General features: G+C 69.0%; 17 protein-coding genes. 6 read left to right on the forward strand and 11 right to left on the reverse strand.

Annotation, left to right across the window (positions count from 1 at the left end; genetic code table 11):
• Nucleotides 1–17: 17 nt before the first annotated feature.
• Genes SLQ33_RS23980 through SLQ33_RS23990 form a run of 3 tightly spaced genes read right to left on the reverse strand, consistent with a single transcriptional unit; the run spans nt 18 to nt 4,106 of the window.
• A complete protein-coding gene (locus SLQ33_RS23980; protein ID WP_319456380.1) occupies nt 18–890 on the reverse strand; it encodes a pseudouridine synthase in 873 nt (290 codons plus the stop codon).
• Nucleotides 887–2,632, reverse strand: coding sequence for a glycerol-3-phosphate dehydrogenase/oxidase (locus SLQ33_RS23985; protein WP_319456381.1), 1,746 nt, complete (start codon nt 2,630–2,632; stop codon nt 887–889). Before SLQ33_RS23985 ends, SLQ33_RS23980 begins: the two co-directional genes overlap by 4 nt.
• A gap of 58 nt (nt 2,633–2,690) precedes the next feature.
• On the reverse strand, nt 2,691–4,106 hold the full coding sequence (locus tag SLQ33_RS23990) for an NAD(P)H-quinone dehydrogenase (RefSeq protein ID WP_319456382.1): 1,416 nt from the start codon (nt 4,104–4,106) through the stop codon (nt 2,691–2,693).
• Nucleotides 4,107–4,216: 110 nt separating this feature from the next.
• On the opposite strand from SLQ33_RS23990, the gene SLQ33_RS23995 reads away from it, so the two are divergent.
• On the forward strand, nt 4,217–4,690 hold the full coding sequence (locus SLQ33_RS23995; RefSeq protein WP_319456383.1) for a gamma-glutamylcyclotransferase: 474 nt from the start codon (nt 4,217–4,219) through the stop codon (nt 4,688–4,690).
• A 56-nt stretch (nt 4,691–4,746) separates the two neighbouring features.
• Here SLQ33_RS23995 and SLQ33_RS24000 read toward each other — a convergent pair whose 3' ends face one another.
• Nucleotides 4,747–5,916, reverse strand: a complete 1,170-nt coding sequence (locus tag SLQ33_RS24000; RefSeq protein WP_319456384.1) for an amidohydrolase — start codon at nt 5,914–5,916, stop codon at nt 4,747–4,749.
• On the reverse strand, nt 5,913–7,094 hold the full coding sequence (locus SLQ33_RS24005; RefSeq protein ID WP_319456385.1) for a M20 family metallopeptidase: 1,182 nt from the start codon (nt 7,092–7,094) through the stop codon (nt 5,913–5,915). The genes SLQ33_RS24000 and SLQ33_RS24005 overlap by 4 nt, the downstream gene beginning before the upstream one ends.
• A gap of 114 nt (nt 7,095–7,208) precedes the next feature.
• Here SLQ33_RS24005 and SLQ33_RS24010 point away from each other — a divergent pair, with 114 nt between their 5' ends.
• Complete coding sequence (locus SLQ33_RS24010) at nt 7,209–8,003, forward strand: purine-nucleoside phosphorylase (protein WP_319456386.1); 795 nt, start codon at nt 7,209–7,211, stop codon at nt 8,001–8,003.
• Here the strand turns inward: SLQ33_RS24010 and SLQ33_RS24015 are convergent.
• Nucleotides 7,949–9,061 carry an AbrB family transcriptional regulator gene (locus tag SLQ33_RS24015; protein ID WP_319456387.1) on the reverse strand — a complete coding sequence of 371 codons (1,113 nt, stop codon included), beginning with the start codon at nt 9,059–9,061 and terminating at the stop codon, nt 7,949–7,951. The genes SLQ33_RS24010 and SLQ33_RS24015 overlap by 55 nt on opposite strands.
• 76 nt (nt 9,062–9,137) lie before the next feature.
• Here SLQ33_RS24015 and SLQ33_RS24020 point away from each other — a divergent pair, with 76 nt between their 5' ends.
• Nucleotides 9,138–9,599 (forward strand): MarR family winged helix-turn-helix transcriptional regulator, encoded by a 462-nt coding sequence (locus tag SLQ33_RS24020; RefSeq protein WP_319456388.1) that lies wholly within the window; start codon nt 9,138–9,140, stop codon nt 9,597–9,599.
• 4 nt (nt 9,600–9,603) lie between these two features.
• Nucleotides 9,604–11,124, forward strand: coding sequence for a phospho-sugar mutase (locus tag SLQ33_RS24025; protein ID WP_319456389.1), 1,521 nt, complete (start codon nt 9,604–9,606; stop codon nt 11,122–11,124).
• 21 nt (nt 11,125–11,145) lie between these two features.
• Here the strand turns inward: SLQ33_RS24025 and SLQ33_RS24030 are convergent, their stop codons facing one another.
• Nucleotides 11,146–11,586 (reverse strand): hypothetical protein, encoded by a 441-nt coding sequence (locus SLQ33_RS24030; protein ID WP_319456390.1) that lies wholly within the window; start codon nt 11,584–11,586, stop codon nt 11,146–11,148.
• Between the two features lie 105 nt (nt 11,587–11,691).
• The gene (gene upp / locus SLQ33_RS24035; protein WP_319456391.1) at nt 11,692–12,315 is read right to left on the reverse strand and encodes a uracil phosphoribosyltransferase; all 624 of its coding nucleotides are present in this window, start codon (nt 12,313–12,315) and stop codon (nt 11,692–11,694) included.
• 49 nt (nt 12,316–12,364) lie between these two features.
• On the opposite strand from upp, the gene SLQ33_RS24040 reads away from it, so the two are divergent.
• Nucleotides 12,365–12,667 carry a hypothetical protein gene (locus SLQ33_RS24040; protein ID WP_319456392.1) on the forward strand — a complete coding sequence of 101 codons (303 nt, stop codon included), beginning with the start codon at nt 12,365–12,367 and terminating at the stop codon, nt 12,665–12,667.
• Nucleotide 12,668: 1 nt separating this feature from the next.
• Entirely contained in the window at nt 12,669–13,748 is a 1,080-nt protein-coding gene (locus SLQ33_RS24045; protein WP_319456393.1) for a C40 family peptidase, read from the forward strand.
• 19 nt (nt 13,749–13,767) lie between these two features.
• Here the strand turns inward: SLQ33_RS24045 and SLQ33_RS24050 are convergent, their stop codons facing one another.
• The 3 genes from SLQ33_RS24050 to SLQ33_RS24060 form a co-directional block, all read right to left on the reverse strand.
• The gene (locus SLQ33_RS24050) at nt 13,768–14,601 is read right to left on the reverse strand and encodes a CHAP domain-containing protein (protein ID WP_319456394.1); all 834 of its coding nucleotides are present in this window, start codon (nt 14,599–14,601) and stop codon (nt 13,768–13,770) included.
• A gap of 204 nt (nt 14,602–14,805) precedes the next feature.
• On the reverse strand, nt 14,806–15,009 hold the full coding sequence (locus tag SLQ33_RS24055; RefSeq protein WP_319456395.1) for a hypothetical protein: 204 nt from the start codon (nt 15,007–15,009) through the stop codon (nt 14,806–14,808).
• 6 nt (nt 15,010–15,015) lie between these two features.
• The gene (locus SLQ33_RS24060; RefSeq protein ID WP_319456396.1) at nt 15,016–15,177 is read right to left on the reverse strand and encodes a DUF6307 family protein; all 162 of its coding nucleotides are present in this window, start codon (nt 15,175–15,177) and stop codon (nt 15,016–15,018) included.
• Nucleotides 15,178–15,206: the final 29 nt, after the last annotated feature.

Here is a 15,206-nt window from a genome sequence, read left to right on the forward strand (position 1 = left end):
CGCCGTGGACGGCTAGCTCAACCAGCCAACGATGCCAACGTGCGTTCGCTGGTGAATACGCGGAGCTTCCGTCTGACGGGATCCTCGAACTCGAGACTTTGCGCCAACAGTTGCAGCGGCTGCGTGAAGTCGTCGGGCGCCACGTCAAGCACGTTGGGATACAACGAATCGTTGACGATCGGCAGGCCCAGCGACGCCATGTGCACCCGCAGCTGGTGGGTGCGCCCGGTACGGGGCGTCAAGCGGTAGAGGCCGTCACCGAGGTGTTCGATCAGCGTCTCCGCGTTCGGCTCGCCGGCCTCCTCGAACGCCTGTAAGCGGCTGCGCTCCTTGATGATCCGGCTGCGCAGCGTCAGTGGAAACTCCAGCGCTGGGTCGACACCCGCCCGCGCCAGATACGTCTTGTGCACCTCGCCCCGCGCGAACATCGTCTGATACGCCCCCCGCAGTTCACGCCGCATCGTGAACAACAGCACCCCCGCCGTCAGCCGATCGAGCCGGTGCGCGGGGCTGAGTTCGGGGAGCTCGAGCGAGCGCCGCAGCCGCACCAATGCCGTCTGCGCGACGTGCCCGCCACGCGGCATGGTGGCCAGGAAGTGCGGCTTGTCCACCACGACGATGTCGTCGTCGCGGTACAGGATCGGGACGTCGAACGGGACGGGCACCTCGTCGGGCAGGTCACGGTAGAGGTAGACATACGAGTTCGGTTGCAACACAGTCGAAGCCGTGACGACGCTGCCGTCGGCGGCGACTACCTCGCCGTTGAGCACCTTGCTAGCGGCGGCCTCGCCGAACCGATCCGCCAGCTCCACCAACACTGCGCCGCCCCGCAACCGCACCCGCGCCGGACCGACACCGTCGCGGTCGGGCAGCGGCGCGGTCCGGTTCAATTGAGTGGTACTGGTTCGAGGATCTCGGCGCGGGCTTCTGGAGCCGCCGCGCGCAATGCGTCGGCGGACTCGTCGTCGGGTTGGGCCTGCGACTGCACCTCCGCCTCGACCCGGGCGATGTACGTCGACACCTCGCGGTCGATGTCCTCGGCACTCCAACCCAGAACCGGCGCAACGACTTCCGCGACCTCACGCGCGCAATCGACGCCACGATGCGGATACTCGATGGCGACCCGCATCCGTCGCGCCAGGATGTCCTCGAGGTGCAGCGCACCCTCGGCCGCCGCGGCGTACCACGCCTCGACCTTCAGGTAGACCGGCGCCGTCGTGATCGGGGTCAGCAGTTCCGGCCTGCCCTCGGCCATCTCCAACACCTCACCGATGAGGGACCCGTAACGATCCAACAGATGGCGGACCCGGTAGGGGTGCAAGCCGTAGTGGGCGCCGACGTGCTCGGTCTGGTTGATCAGCGCGAAGTATCCGTCGGCGCCCATCAGCGGCACCTTCTCGGTGATCGACGGCGCGACCCGGGTCGGGACGTACTCCGCGGCCGCGTCGATGGCGTCCTCGCCCATCACTCGGTAGGTGGTGTACTTGCCGCCCGCGATCGCGACCAATCCCGGGGCTGGGACGGCGACGGCGTGCTCGCGCGACAGCTTGGAGGTCTCCTCGCTCTCCCCTGCCAGCAGCGGCCGCAGCCCGGCGTACACCCCGTCGATGTCGTCATGCGTCAGCGGGGTGGCCAGCACGGTGTTGACGGTTTCGAGGATGTAGTCGATGTCGGCCTTCGTCGCCGCCGGATGCGCCAGGTCGAGGTTCCAGTCGGTGTCGGTGGTGCCGATGATCCAGTGCGTGCCCCAAGGGATGACGAACAGCACCGACTTCTCGGTGCGCAGGATGATCGCCACCTCGCTGACGACACGATCACGCGGCACCACGATGTGCACGCCCTTGGACGCGCGCACCCGAAACCGGCCACGCTGCTTGGACAGCGCCTGAATCTCGTCGGTCCACACGCCGGTGGCGTTGACCACGACGTGCCCGTGCACCTCGGTCACTTCCCCGTTCTCGGAGTCACGGACCTTCACGCCAGTCACGCGATCGCCCTCGCGCAGCAGGGCGACGACCTGGGTCGACGTGCGGACGACCGCGCCGTAGTGCGCCGCGGTGCGCGCGACGGTCATCGTGTGCCGCGCGTCGTCGACGACGGTGTCGTAGTACCGGATACCGCCGATCAGCGAACTGCGCTTGAGCCCAGGCGCCAGGCGCAGTGCACCCGCCTTGAAGAAATGCTTCTGCGCGGGAACCGATTTCGCGCCGCCGAGCTGGTCGTAGAGGAAGATGCCCGCCGCGACGTAGGGCCGTTCCCACCAGCGCTTGGTCAGCGGGAACAGGAACGGCAACGGCTTGACCAGATGCGGCGCCAGCGTCGTCAGCGACAACTCGCGTTCGTGCAGCGCCTCGCGCACCAGCCCGAACTCCAGCTGTTCGAGGTAGCGCAGCCCGCCGTGGAACATCTTCGACGACCGGCTCGACGTGCCCGACGCGTAGTCGCGAGCCTCGACGAGGGCGACCTTGAGCCCGCGGGTGGCCGCGTCGAGCGCCGCGCCGGCACCGACGACGCCACCGCCGATGACGACGACGTCGAACTGCTCGCTGCCCAGTCGCTCCCAGGCGGCCGCCCGCTGCGCAGGGCCGAGCAGGGTCTGCCCGTTGCCCGGACCGGGGATCGGGTCACTCACGCCAAGGACTCCTCGGGTTACTCGTCGGTAGCCGCTGCCCCTGCGAGCCTAACCGTCCTCAGTCCAGATCGTCGTGCGCCATCAACCGACGAGCCGCCTCGACGGTCGAGCCCGACAGCGACGGGTACACCGACAGCGTCTGAGCCAAATCGGTCACCGAGATGTTGTTCTGCACCGCGAGCGCGATCGGCAAGATCAACTCCGACGCGATCGGAGCGACCACCACGCCGCCGATGACGACGCCCGTGGCGGGGCGGCAGAAGATCTTGACGAAGCCGCGCCGCAGCAGCGACATCTTGGCCCTGGCGTTGGTGGTCAGCGGCAGCATCAGCGTGCGCGCGGGCACCGAGCCGTCGTCGATCTTGGTCTGCGGCACGCCGACGGCGGCGATCTCGGGTCGGGTGAACACCGCGGCGGCGACGGTGCGCAGCCGGATGGGTGATACCCCTTCGCCAAGCGCGTGGTACATCGCGATGCGGCCCTGCATGGCGGCCACCGACGCCAGCAGAAGCAAGCCGGTGCAGTCCCCCGCGGCGTAGATACCCGCCGCGGTGGTACGCGAAACCCGGTCCACCGGAAGGTAATTCCCCGGCCCGAGTTCGATGCCAACCTTCTCCAGCCCCAGTCCGGACGTGTTGGGCACCGAGCCGACCGTCATCAGCGCGTGGCTGCCGTCGACGACGCGACCGTCGGCAATCGTCACCCGGACCCCGTCGGCGGTACGGGTCACCGAATCGGCCCGCGCGTTCTTGACCAGCGACACGCCACGCTCGGTGAATGCCTCCTCGAGCACCGCGGCGGCGTCGGAGTCCTCGTGCGGGAGGATCTGGTCGCGGCTGGCCACCACGGTGACCTTGACCCCGAGCTCGGTATAGGCGTTGCAGAACTCCGCGCCCGTCACACCGGATCCGACGATGATCAGATGCTCGGGCAACTCGGTGAGGTCGTACAGCTGGCGCCAGTTCAGGATGCGCTCGCCGTCGGGCACCGCGGATGGCAGCACGCGTGGGCTCGCGCCGGTGGCGATCAGCACGACGTCGGCCTTCAACACGCCGACCTTGCCGTCGAAGGTGGTGACCTTCACCCGGTGGTGCGCCATGCCGGGCACGTCGTCGACCAGTTCGCCGCGGCCCTGCACGACGCTGACGCCCTCGCGCAGCAGCTGGCTGCCGATATCGGCCGACTGCGACCTGGCCAGCGTCTTCACCCGGTTGTTGATCTGCGTCAGCGAGATCTTGGCGTCCTCGATGGCGATGTCGAAGCCGAGGCCGTCGGCGCGCCGCAGTTCGGTGCGCACGCCCGACGACGCGATCAGCGTCTTGGACGGCACGCAGTCGAACAGCACGCACGCGCCACCGATGCCGTCGGAGTCGACGACGGTGACTTGTGCGACGTCCGGTCCGCGGCCTGCCGCGACCAACGCGGCCTCGTAGCCTGCGGGACCGCCGCCGATGATCACGATGCGGGTAACCACGTCCATAACTTAGCGGTCGTGCCATTCCCCGTCGCTTCACTCGCCCGGGTGACCGACCTAACCCGTTGGTTGCCCGCCTGGTCACGAGGCGAGGCCTTACGCTTGCCCCCGTGCCGATCTACGCCGCCTACGGATCGAACATGCATCCGGAGCAGATGTTGCAGCGTGCACCCCATTCGCCGATGGCGGGGACGGGGTGGATCCACGGCTGGCGACTCACGTTCGGTGGCGAGGACATCGGCTGGGAGGGCGCCCTGGCCACTCTGGTCGAGGACCCGGACTCGAAGGTGTTCGTCGTGCTCTACGACATGACCGAGGGCGACGAGGCCAACCTCGACCGCTGGGAGGGTTCGGAGCTCGGCATCCACACGAAGATCCGGTGCCGCGTGCACCGCGAGTCGTCGGACACCGACACCGATCCGGTGCTGGCGTGGCTGTACGTCATCGATGCGTGGGAGGGCGGCATCCCGTCGGCGCGCTATCTCGGTGTGATGGCCGACGCCGCCGAAATCGCCGGTGCCCCAGCCGAATACGTGCACGACCTTCGGACGCGGCCGGCGAGCAACATCGGACCGGGAACCTAGCGATTTGGGCGCGCTTTTGCCCTACTGAGGGGCGAAAAGCGCGCCGAAATCGCGAGTCAGAGCCCCGCGGAGTGCTCGACCGCGTTCACCAATACCCGCACCCCCACCGCCAACGCGCGCTCGTCGAGGTCGAACGTCGGCTGGTGCAAATCCAGCTGGGGGCCGTGGCCAGACCACACGCCAAGGCGTGCCATGGCGCCGGGGACCTCTTCGAGGTACCAGGAGAAGTCCTCGCCGCCGCCCGACTGGTACGTGTCCGTCAGCACGTCGGCGCCCACCGCCTCGATGGCGTGGGTGAGGATGCGCGTCGAGACCTCCTCGTTGACCACCGGCGGCACCCCGCGGCGGTACTGCACGCTGTACTCCACGCTCAGCGGCGCCAACAGCGACGCGACGATCTCGCCGACAAGGTCCTCCATGCCGACCCAGGCTTCCCGGCTGGCGGTCCTAATGGTGCCCGCCAGCGTGCCGGCCTGAGGAATGGCATTTGCGGCAACGCCCGCGTTGACCGCACCCCACACCATGACGGTGCTCATGCGCGGGTCGACCCGCCGCGACAACACCCCGGGTACCCCGGTGATCAACGTGCCCAGCGCGTACACCAGGTCACCGGTCAGATGTGGTCGCGAGGTGTGCCCACCGGGCGAGAGCATCGTGATCTCCACCTGGTCGGCCGCCGACGTGATCGGGCCCGCCTTGATGGCCACCTTGCCGACCTCGAGCCGCGGATCGCAGTGCAACGCGAAGATGCGCGACACCCCGGTCAGCGCGCCCGCGGCCACCGCGTCGATCGCGCCGCCGGGCATGAGTTCTTCCGCGGGCTGGAAGATCAGGCGCACGCCGACGGGCAGTTCAGGTACGGATGCCAACGCCAGGGCCGCGCCGAGCAGCACCGCGGTGTGGCCGTCGTGCCCGCAGGCGTGCGCCACGTTGGGCACCACCGACGCGTACGGCGCGCCAGTGCGCTCGGCCATCGGGAGGGCGTCCATGTCCGCCCGCAGCGCCACTCGCGGCCCGTGCTCGGGACCGATGTCGCAGGTCAGCCCCGTCCCACCGGGCAGCACCTTGGGGTTCAGCCCGGCGTCGGCCAGGTGCGACGCGACGAACTGGGTGGTCGCGAACTCCTGCCGACCCAACTCCGGATGCGCGTGGATGTGCCTGCGCCAGGCCACTAGCTCGTCGTGGTGTGCGCCCAGCCATGCCTCGGTGTACTCGTGCAGGCTCATGACGCCACCCGGCGTGCGTGCAGGTCCAGCACGCGCTTACGTTCGGCGGGTGTCTCGGCCAGGCTGACCACCGTGCGGGCCAGCATGATCGCCCCTTCGACGACGGCCTTGTCGGCGCTGGGCCCGGCGGCTGCGGCGGCGAATCCGGGCTGGTGCACCGACGCCCCGTTCGCGTCGATCCCGACGATCGGATGGATGCCAGGCATGACCTGCGTGACGTTGCCCATGTCGGTGCTGCCAAGCGGCAGCAGCGCCTCCACGTCGACGCCGACGGGCGTGCGGCCCATTCGCACCAGCTCGCTGCGGAACGTCTCGGCGAGCCACGTGTCGGGGTTCAGTTCGTGGTAGGCCGGTTCGGTTTCGGCAACGGTGTAGTCGCAGCCCGTCGCGATCGCACCTGCGAGGAAGCAGTTGGCCATCCGGTCCTCGAGGGTGCGCAGCGATTCGGCGTCGTTGGCGCGCATCGTGTACTCCATCCGCGCGTGCCCGGGGATGACGTTGGTGGCCTGTCCGCCGTCGGTGACGATGCCGTGCGCCATGTGCCCCGGTTCCATCTGTTGGCGCAGCAGGCCGATGGCCACCTGCGCGACGGTGATGGCGTCGGCGGCGTTGAGCCCCAGATACGGCGCGACGGCGGCGTGCGCTTCGCGACCGGTGTAGCTGACCGCCACCTGGGATAGCGCCAATGAGCGCGCGCGGGCGATGTCGAGCGGCCCCGCGTGCAGCATCACCGTGGCGGCCACGTCGTCGAACGCACCTGCGTTGAGTAGCAACACCTTTCCGCCGCCGGCTTCCTCGGCGGGGGTACCGAGCAGCACGACGGTGAGGCCGAGTTCGTCGGCGACGTCGGCCAACGCCAGCGCCGTCCCCACCGCCGACGCCGCGATGATGTTGTGCCCGCAGGCGTGTCCGATGCCGGGCAATGCGTCGTACTCGGCGCAGATCCCGATGACCAGAGGTCCGCTGCCGTATGTGGCCCGGAATGCGGTGTCCAATCCGCCGGGGGCTGCGGCGATCTCGAAACCGCGTTCGGCGACCAGCGCTTGCGTCTTTGCGCAGCTGCGGTGTTCGTCGAAGGCCAGTTCCGGCTCGGCGTGTATCGAGTGGGAAAGCTCGATCAAGTCGCCGCGCCTGCGCATCACCGCTTCCTCGACGGTCGCGGACGCGGTTACGGACATCTTCGAAGTATCTCACCCGGCCGATGTTGCGTTGAGATAGCGCTGGTGGTCATCGTCACTCGCACTACGTCGCACTGGTTACTCACTCAACGCCCCGACGTAGGCTGCTTGCTCGTGACCGATCCGCAGGACCTCGCCGACGAAGCCGCCTTGGCACTGCGCGAACGCACCGGCATCGACCGGTTCGACGTGGCCGTCGTGCTCGGGTCGGGCTGGGCGCCTGCCGTCGCCGAACTCGGCACCCCCGCCCACGTCGTCGCGATGGCCGACCTTCCTGGGTTCACGCCGCCCACGGCGGCCGGTCACGGCGGACAGGTGCTGGTACTCCCAGTCGGCGACAAGCAGGTCCTGGTGCTCGTCGGCCGCATCCACGCCTACGAAGGCCACGACCTGCTTCACGTCGTGCACCCCGTGCGCACCGCGTGCGCGGCAGGCGTGCGGACGGTGGTGCTGACCAACGCGGCGGGCGGGTTGCGCGACGACTTCACCGTCGGCCAGCCCGTGCTGATCGCCGACCACCTCAACCTGACGGCGCGCTCGCCGCTGGTTGGGGCGCAGTTCGTCGACCTGGTCGACGCGTACTCGCCACGGCTGAGGTCGCTGGCCCGCGACGTCGACGCCAACCTGGACGAAGGCGTCTACGCGGGACTGCCCGGACCGCACTATGAGACGCCCGCCGAGATCCGGATGCTGCGCACGCTGGGCGCCGACCTGGTCGGCATGTCGACCGTGCACGAGACCATCGCGGCCCGCGCCGCGGGGGCCGAGGTGATGGGCGTGTCGCTGGTGACGAATCTGGCGGCGGGCATGACGGGCCAGCCGCTGAGTCACGCCGAGGTGCTGGAGGCGGGCCGTCAGTCGGCGACGCGGATGGGTTCCCTGCTGGCCGAGGTGCTGGCGCGGCTGTAGGCCCTGCGCCTGCCGACGCGAACGGTGAGCGCCGCGAACCCGCGGGCCATCAGTGGCGCGGCGAACAGCATCAGCAGCACCCGCACCACCTGCGCGGCGATGATGAACGTGACGTTCGACCCGGTCTCGACGGCGGTGGCGAGCACCGCGTAGATGCCGCCGGGGCTGGTCGCGAGGTAGCCCTCGAGCGGGCTGAGCCCCGCGACGTGGGCCAGCAGCACGCCGAGGCCCGCGCATGCGACGTTCAGGAAGACGATGAGCCCGAGTGCGGCGGGCAGGGCCCGCCCGATGGCACGCACCGACTCGCGGGTGAACGCGACGCCCGCTTGCCAGCCGATCACCGCGTAGCCCAGTTGCACCAGCACCATGGGCACCCACAGTCCGAACGAGAAACCGGTCAGCTCGAGCGCGATCGTGATGGCCATCGGACCCAGCAGACCGGCGCCAGGCAACCGGATCAGCCGCCCGCCGGTGGCGCCGACGAGCACGATGACGGCCAGCATCGCGACGCTGAGATACCAAGGAGCGGAACCGTTTTGCACGGTCACCGGTGCGTTGGAGGTCTTCTCGGCGTGGTACACGAGGGTGACGACCACGGGCATCGACGCGGTGATGAGCGCGACCCTCAGATACTGAACCACGGCGACGGTGCGGTCGTCTCCGCCGAGTTCGCGGGCGATGGCGACCAGGCCGGAGGCGCCACCCGCCACCAGTGCCAGCGCTCCCGTCAGCGGGGTGACGTCGCGGTGCATGCCGAGCAGTGCGCCCGCCAGGATGCTGAGCACCAGTGTCGAGACGGCGACGGCGAGCACGATGGGCCAGTCCGATCCCAGCGCCGACAGCGCGTCGCGGTGCACCATCGTGCCGATGTACACACCCAGCACGCCCTGCGCGGCGACGCCCGCCTTGCGCGGCATCCCGGACGGGGCCCACGAGAGCAGGGCGAGCGCGATGCCCACGATCAAGGCCGCGAACAGCGCCGCCGACGGGACGCCGAGCCAGGTCAGTGGGACGGTGACGGCGACCGTGATCACCACCAGCAGCGTCCACTTCCACATAAAGACAAGTATGCGCTTGTTAAAACACGCGCGCAAACTGGCACTAATCTGGCAAGTACCAAGGTATAACTTGGTAATGCGTTCAACCACCGCGAATGCCACCGAACTGCGGGAGTCGATCATGGCCGTGACCCGCCAGCTTCGCCGACACCGCAGCGACAACGGACTCACCCTCAGTCAGCAGCAAGTGCTCGGCGAGGTCAGTCGCGCCGGCGTGACCACCCCGGCCGAGCTCGCCGCACGTATGTACGTGCGCGTGCAGTCCCTGACCGACGGCATCAACCACCTCGAGGCGCGGGGACTGATCGCGCGCAGACCCGACGCCGACGACCGACGTCGCCAGCTCATCGAGATCACGGCCGAGGGCAGTGCACTGCTCGAGGCCGACCGCGCCGAACGCGACCAGTGGCTCGACGCGGCGATGCGCGAACATCTCACCGACCTCGAGTTCGACCTGCTGATGCTCGTCGCACCGGTGCTCCGCAAACTGGCCGATGAGCGCCTGCGAGAAGAGCGGACGACCCAGCCCGCACAATGAGCACATGACGGATACTCCCCTGACGTTCGGCACCGCAGGCCTGCGCGGACCGATGCGCGACGGGCCAGGTGGCATGAACGTCGACACCGTGACGAGGGCGACGTGGGCGGTCGCGAAGGTGCTGCGGGACAAGTGCCTGGGCGGCTCGACCGTCGTCGTCGGGCGCGACGCCCGTCACCAGTCCGATGACTTCGCGATGGCCGCCGCCGAAGTGTTTGCCGCCGAGGGCTTCTCGGTTGTCCTGCTCCCCGATCCGGTCCCGACGCCCGTCGTCGCGTTCGCGGTGCGTCATACGCGCGCGGCGGCCGGTGTGCAGATCACCGCGTCGCACAACCCGCCCGGCGACAACGGGTACAAGGTGTACTTCGACGGCGGTCTGCAGATCGTCCCGCCGACCGACCGCGACATCGAGTCGGCGATGGGCGCCGCCCCCGCCACGATCGACCGCGTGCGGGTGTCGCCAACCGGCGTCGAGCTCGTTGAGCAGTACATCGGCCGTGCCGCGTCGGTGCGTCTGACCACGGAGGACGTGCGGGTGGCGTTGACGCCGATGCACGGAGTCGGCGGCGAGGTCGCCGTGCAGGCCCTGCGCGAAGCCGGCATCACCGACGTCCACGTGGTCGAGGAGCAGTTCGCCCCCGACCCTGACTTCCCCACCGTCGACTTCCCCAACCCGGAGGAGCCCGGCGCGACGGACCTGCTGCTGTCGCTGGCCGCGTACTCCGACGTCGACGTCGCGATCGCGTTGGATCCCGATGCGGACCGGTGCGCGATGGGCGTTCCGACCGAGGACGGCTGGCGCATGCTCACCGGTGACGAAACCGGTTGGCTGCTTGGCGATTACATCCTGTCGCAGCTCGATCGGGACGTGGCCGAGAGCGCTCTGGTGGCCAGCACCGTCGTTTCGTCGCGGATGTTGGCCGCCATCGCGGCCAGTCACGGCGCCCAACACGTCGAGACGCTGACCGGGTTCAAGTGGCTCGCGCGGGCCGATGCAGGCCGCCCGGGCCAGACGCTGGTGTACGCCTACGAGGAGGCCATCGGGCACTGCGTCGATCCGTCGGCGGTGCGCGACAAGGACGGCATCAGCGCGGCGGTACTGGCATGTGATCTGGTGGCCGCGTTGAGGCGCGACGGGCGCACGGTCTCCGACGCGCTGGACGAACTCGCCCGCAGGCACGGGGTGCACGTGACGGCGGCGGCGTCGACGCCCGCCGACGCCGCGGTGATGGACCGGCTGCGGGCGTCACCGCCGGCCCGATTGGCCGGGTTCGACGTCACCGTCGACGACCTCTTGACTCGCCGCGGGCAACCCCGTACCGATGCGGTGATCCTGACCGGGGGCGACGACGAGACGTCCGTCCGGGTGGTCGTCAGACCGTCGGGCACCGAGCCGAAGGTGAAGTCCTACTTCGAGGTTCGCTGCGCGCCGACTGAGGACCTGGCCGAAGCTAGGGCAAGGGCGGAACGCCTGCTGATCGAATTGGCAACGGAAACAAGCGAATCGGCCGCGACCACTGGGTGATCGCGGCCGATTCGAGGTGTTCTACTTCTTCACCACCTGCGTCTGTCCCGGGATGGTGTTCTTCGGTGGGTTCTTCGGCGAGCTCTGCCCGTCCGGCGACAGTTCGGGCGTACCACCGACCTTCGGCGGGCCACTGGCCTTCGGCGGGGGGTTGGTGGGCTCCTCGTGGGACGACAGATCGCCGTTCCACTCTCCGTTGACCCACACGTCGCAGTGGATGACTCCGGAGATGAGGCCCTCGTAGCAGCACTTCTCGAAGGTGTTGCCGCCGGCGTCCGACTCGCTCGAGTAGTCGCCGCCGGCCTCTCTGCACTCCTTGTGCGCTGCGGACTCCGCGCCGTTGACGGGCTGGGCGTATGCCGCGGGTGCGAGCAGCGCCATTCCGCCGATCGCGATGGCTCCGGCGCCGAGAACGGTCGCGGTGAGTCGGCGCCAGGTGGTGGTGTTGGTGGTAGTGGTCATGTCGGGCTCCTGTGGTTGGTCGCGGCCCTTGTGTGCCGCGTTCAACGACTAGGAGCGACCAGCCGACACGATTCCCACAGTTTTTTCGAAGTCTGTTTCTAGCCGCTAACGCGGGCCGAACTGCCGGTCCCCCGCGTCGCCGAGTCCCGGCACGATGTAGGCGACGTCGTTGAGTCCGTCGTCGACGGCGGCGGTGAACAGCCGTAGGTTCGGCGCCACCCGTTCGACCGCGGCGATGCCCTCCGGCGCGCAGACCACGCACAGGGCGGTGATGTCGACGGCGCCCCGGTTCAGTAGCAGGCCGATGGTGTGCGCCATCGACCCGCCGGTGGCGAGCATCGGGTCGAGCACCATGACGGGCTGAGTGCTGAGGTCGTCGGGCAGTGACTCCAAATACTGTGTGGGCAGGGCGGTCTCCTCGTCGCGGGCGATGCCGACGAACCCGACTTGTGCCTCGGGGATCAGCGCGTGCGCCTGGTCGACCATGCCGAGTCCCGCCCGCAGTACCGGCACCAGCAGCGGAGGGGTGGCCAGTCGGGCGCCGGTCGTTTCGGCGAGCGGGGTCCGAACGGGAACCGGTACGGACGCGACGTCGCGGGTGGCCTCGTACACCAGCATCAGGGTGAGGTCGCGCAACGCGGCGCGGAAGCCGGCGTTGTCGGTCCGCTCGTCGCGAAGGGTGGTCAGCCGCGCCGCGGCAAGGGGGTGATCGACAACGCGAACGTCCATGCGCAGAAACTTAGTGGAACCGAAGCGGGCCGGCGGCCGTCCTAACCGCATGCTCGCCGATACCGCCGCCATCCACGCCTTCGGCGCCGCCCAGGCCCGTCACGCCGCCGACCTCGAGGCGATCACCGGTCACCTCGTCGGAGTTGGCGCTGCGCTCGCACCTGACGCGCTCGGCCCGGTGGGTGCGCGATTCCTCGAGGCGTTGTCCGAGGCCGTGGCCCGGGAGGTGCGCGTGGTCAGGACGCTCGGCGAACGGGTCGCTGCGGCGGCAGGCACCGCTCGCGTCACGGCCGAGGCCTACGTCGCCACCGAGCGCGGCGCGGGCCACGCGATGTCCGAGCTCGGGGTGTGAGGTGCCCGCCGGGTTGGTGACGGCGCTGACGGCGCCCATCAGGGAGGTCGCAGCCAGCGTGGGGGTCGGCTGGTCCACGGGGAGCGATCCCGCGACCGCGCTGGCCGACGTGCGCGAGCGCCTCGCCGTGGTGTCCGAGGCCGCCTCCGGATCCTGGCGTGACGCGAGTTCCCGGTGGACCGGCCCGGCCGCCGACGAGGCCCGTGAGTTCAGCACGACGACGGTGGCAGCGATCGAGTCACTCGCAGTGCGGGCGGAACACCTCGGTGCCGTGGTGTCCACGGCGGCCGAGGCGGTGGCCAGGGCGCGGGCCCGGCTCCAGACGATCCTCGACGACTTCGAGGCGTATGCGGCCACCGTCGACCTCGATGCGCCTGGCGCCGAGGATGCGCTGGTGGCGGAGGCCCGCCGAGCGCTGGACGAAGCCATCGCGGTGGTCGACGAACTGCGGGCCGAACTCGACGGGCACGCGGTCGCGGTGGCAGAGCCGCCCTCCCCGGTGACGTGGCCCGCGTCAGGTGCCAGCGGCCTAGGTAGCCCGGTCGGATCGCCGATGGGTTCGGGGCTAGGTGGCGGGCTGGGGTCGGGATTCGGTGCACCCTCGGCTGCGGGCACGTCCGACTTCGGGTCCGGGCTAGGCACGGTTGAATCGGCGAGGCCGCTGGGGGATCCGGCGATGTTCGGCAGCGGAGTCGCGATCGCACTGCCCGACGGCTCGACGGCGACCGCTCCGAACGCCGTCGCGGCGGACGCAGTGCGAAACGCACTGACACAGCTCGGCGTTCCGTACGACTGGGGTGGCACCACGCCCGGTGTCGGGCTCGACTGCAGCGGCCTGACCCAGTGGGCGTACCACGAAGCGGGACTGGACCTTCCGCGGCTCGCGCAGGAACAGGACACCGGCGCCGCGGTGGATCGGGGTTCACTACGCCCCGGTGACCTCGCCGTGTGGGACGGGCACGTCGCGATGATCGTCGGCAACGGCACGATGATCGAGGCCGGTGATCCCGTCAAGCTGTCGCCGATCCGAACCACGAACGCGGGGCAGGGTTTTCAGGGCTTCTGGCGGCCAACGGCGTGAGCGCGGCGGCGTTCGACATTCAGGGCAACAGGATGTACGACATTCCTGGGACGTCCTTGATGTCGCGACCATTGAAGATGCCCACGCCACCGAGGTACGCGTTGTTCATCTCGGTCACGTGGATCCATCGGCCATCGGGACGTTGGGAGACCGAATCGACCCACGCGACGTGGCCGATGCTGCTCGCACCGGCGACGCCGGGCTGGAACACGACGATCGAACGATCCTCGGGGTCGTCGACGACGGTCCAGCCCGCAGCGGCCGCCGAGTCACCCCATGACGTCGCATCACCACGCAGGGCCGGATACGATCCGCTGGCCTCGAACCACTTCTGCGCAGCACCCCAGGTGCACTGACCAGGCGCTCCTGGATTTACTCCCTGAGTCTGGCCCGTCGTGCGGCCCCCAGTACTGACGAGCACTGCCTCGCTAGCCGCGCTCGGGGGCGGCGTGCTGCATTCGGGGGCAGCGACTTTGAGGGTGCCGGTTTCGATGTCGTCGTCGGACACGAAGTGGCCGTCCGACGTTTGATACCAGAGATCGTTTCCCCGGCCCGCGACAGTGGAGCCGAAGAAGATGCCCGCCATGCCCGGCCCTCGCTTCGAACAGACCAATGTCAGCTCGTCGCCGGGTTCGTAGATTCCGTCCTGGCGCGCAGTCAGGCCGGCGTCGGACATGCGCTGGGTTTCGACTTCGACTGTGGCGCTCGTGTCGGCGAACGCCGAGGGGGCCGTAGCAATCGACGGCGTGCCCAGCGCGGTGGCGAGTGCAATGGCGACGAGCGCTCCCAGCGCGAGCGACCGCGGAGGTTCACCGGTGCGAAGGCAAGCAGGTACTCCAGAATCGAACGACACGAGTCCTCCCGCGTGTGGCCTATCCCCGACCCACAGTCACGGGTATATCAGACTCTGCACCGCCGCACAGCAAATAACCATTGATTCCCAGCACAGCAGCCACCCCCATCTGTACCGAAATCAACACCCGGCCGAAGCGGGCGACCCGGTCAAACTGTCGCCGATCCGAACCACCAACGCGGGCCAGGGTTTTCAGGGCTGCGGCTAACCCTTCGACCAGAAGCGGCGCTTGATGCCCTTCGGCTGGTCGCCCTTCACTTGGGCCCATTCACCGGTCCGATAGCCGAACGACTCCTTGGCGCCGATCCGGATCACGTCGAGCGTGCCGTCGCCGTGCTCGACATACGTGTCGCCGAACCGCATGTACTCGTCAGTTCCGCCGTCGGGCAGCGTCACGGTAACCGTCATGATCGCCTACCGCACGATCTCGGGGATGGAGTTGATGGTGTGCAGCACGTGGACGGCAAGCTCGCCTGCCGCCTTGTCCCCAAGCTTGGAGTGAGCCTTGATCGTGTCCGCGACGAGCTCGACACGGCGCTCGTAGGGGGTGGTACGGAGCAGAGTTGGCGTTGCCATGGGATTTCCCTTGATAGTCAAGCATGTTC

The sequence above is a fragment of the Mycobacterium sp. RTGN6 genome (assembly GCF_033804605.1).
In the GTDB taxonomy this organism is placed as follows: Bacteria; Actinomycetota; Actinomycetes; order Mycobacteriales; family Mycobacteriaceae; genus Mycobacterium.

Coding starts and splice junctions, on each gene's coding strand:
- SLQ33_RS24000 (WP_319456384.1), bottom strand. CDS start 5,916: ATGAGCCTGCACGAGTACACCGAGGCATGGCTGGGCGCACACCACGAC.
- SLQ33_RS24005 (WP_319456385.1), bottom strand. CDS start 7,094: ATGTCCGTAACCGCGTCCGCGACCGTCGAGGAAGCGGTGATGCGCAGG.
- SLQ33_RS24015 (WP_319456387.1), bottom strand. CDS start 9,061: ATGTGGAAGTGGACGCTGCTGGTGGTGATCACGGTCGCCGTCACCGTC.
- SLQ33_RS24020 (WP_319456388.1), top strand. CDS start 9,138: ATGCGTTCAACCACCGCGAATGCCACCGAACTGCGGGAGTCGATCATG.
- SLQ33_RS24025 (WP_319456389.1), top strand. CDS start 9,604: ATGACGGATACTCCCCTGACGTTCGGCACCGCAGGCCTGCGCGGACCG.
- SLQ33_RS24030 (WP_319456390.1), bottom strand. CDS start 11,586: ATGACCACTACCACCAACACCACCACCTGGCGCCGACTCACCGCGACC.
- upp (WP_319456391.1), bottom strand. CDS start 12,315: ATGGACGTTCGCGTTGTCGATCACCCCCTTGCCGCGGCGCGGCTGACC.
- SLQ33_RS24040 (WP_319456392.1), top strand. CDS start 12,365: ATGCTCGCCGATACCGCCGCCATCCACGCCTTCGGCGCCGCCCAGGCC.
- SLQ33_RS24055 (WP_319456395.1), bottom strand. CDS start 15,009: ATGACGGTTACCGTGACGCTGCCCGACGGCGGAACTGACGAGTACATG.
- SLQ33_RS24060 (WP_319456396.1), bottom strand. CDS start 15,177: ATGGCAACGCCAACTCTGCTCCGTACCACCCCCTACGAGCGCCGTGTC.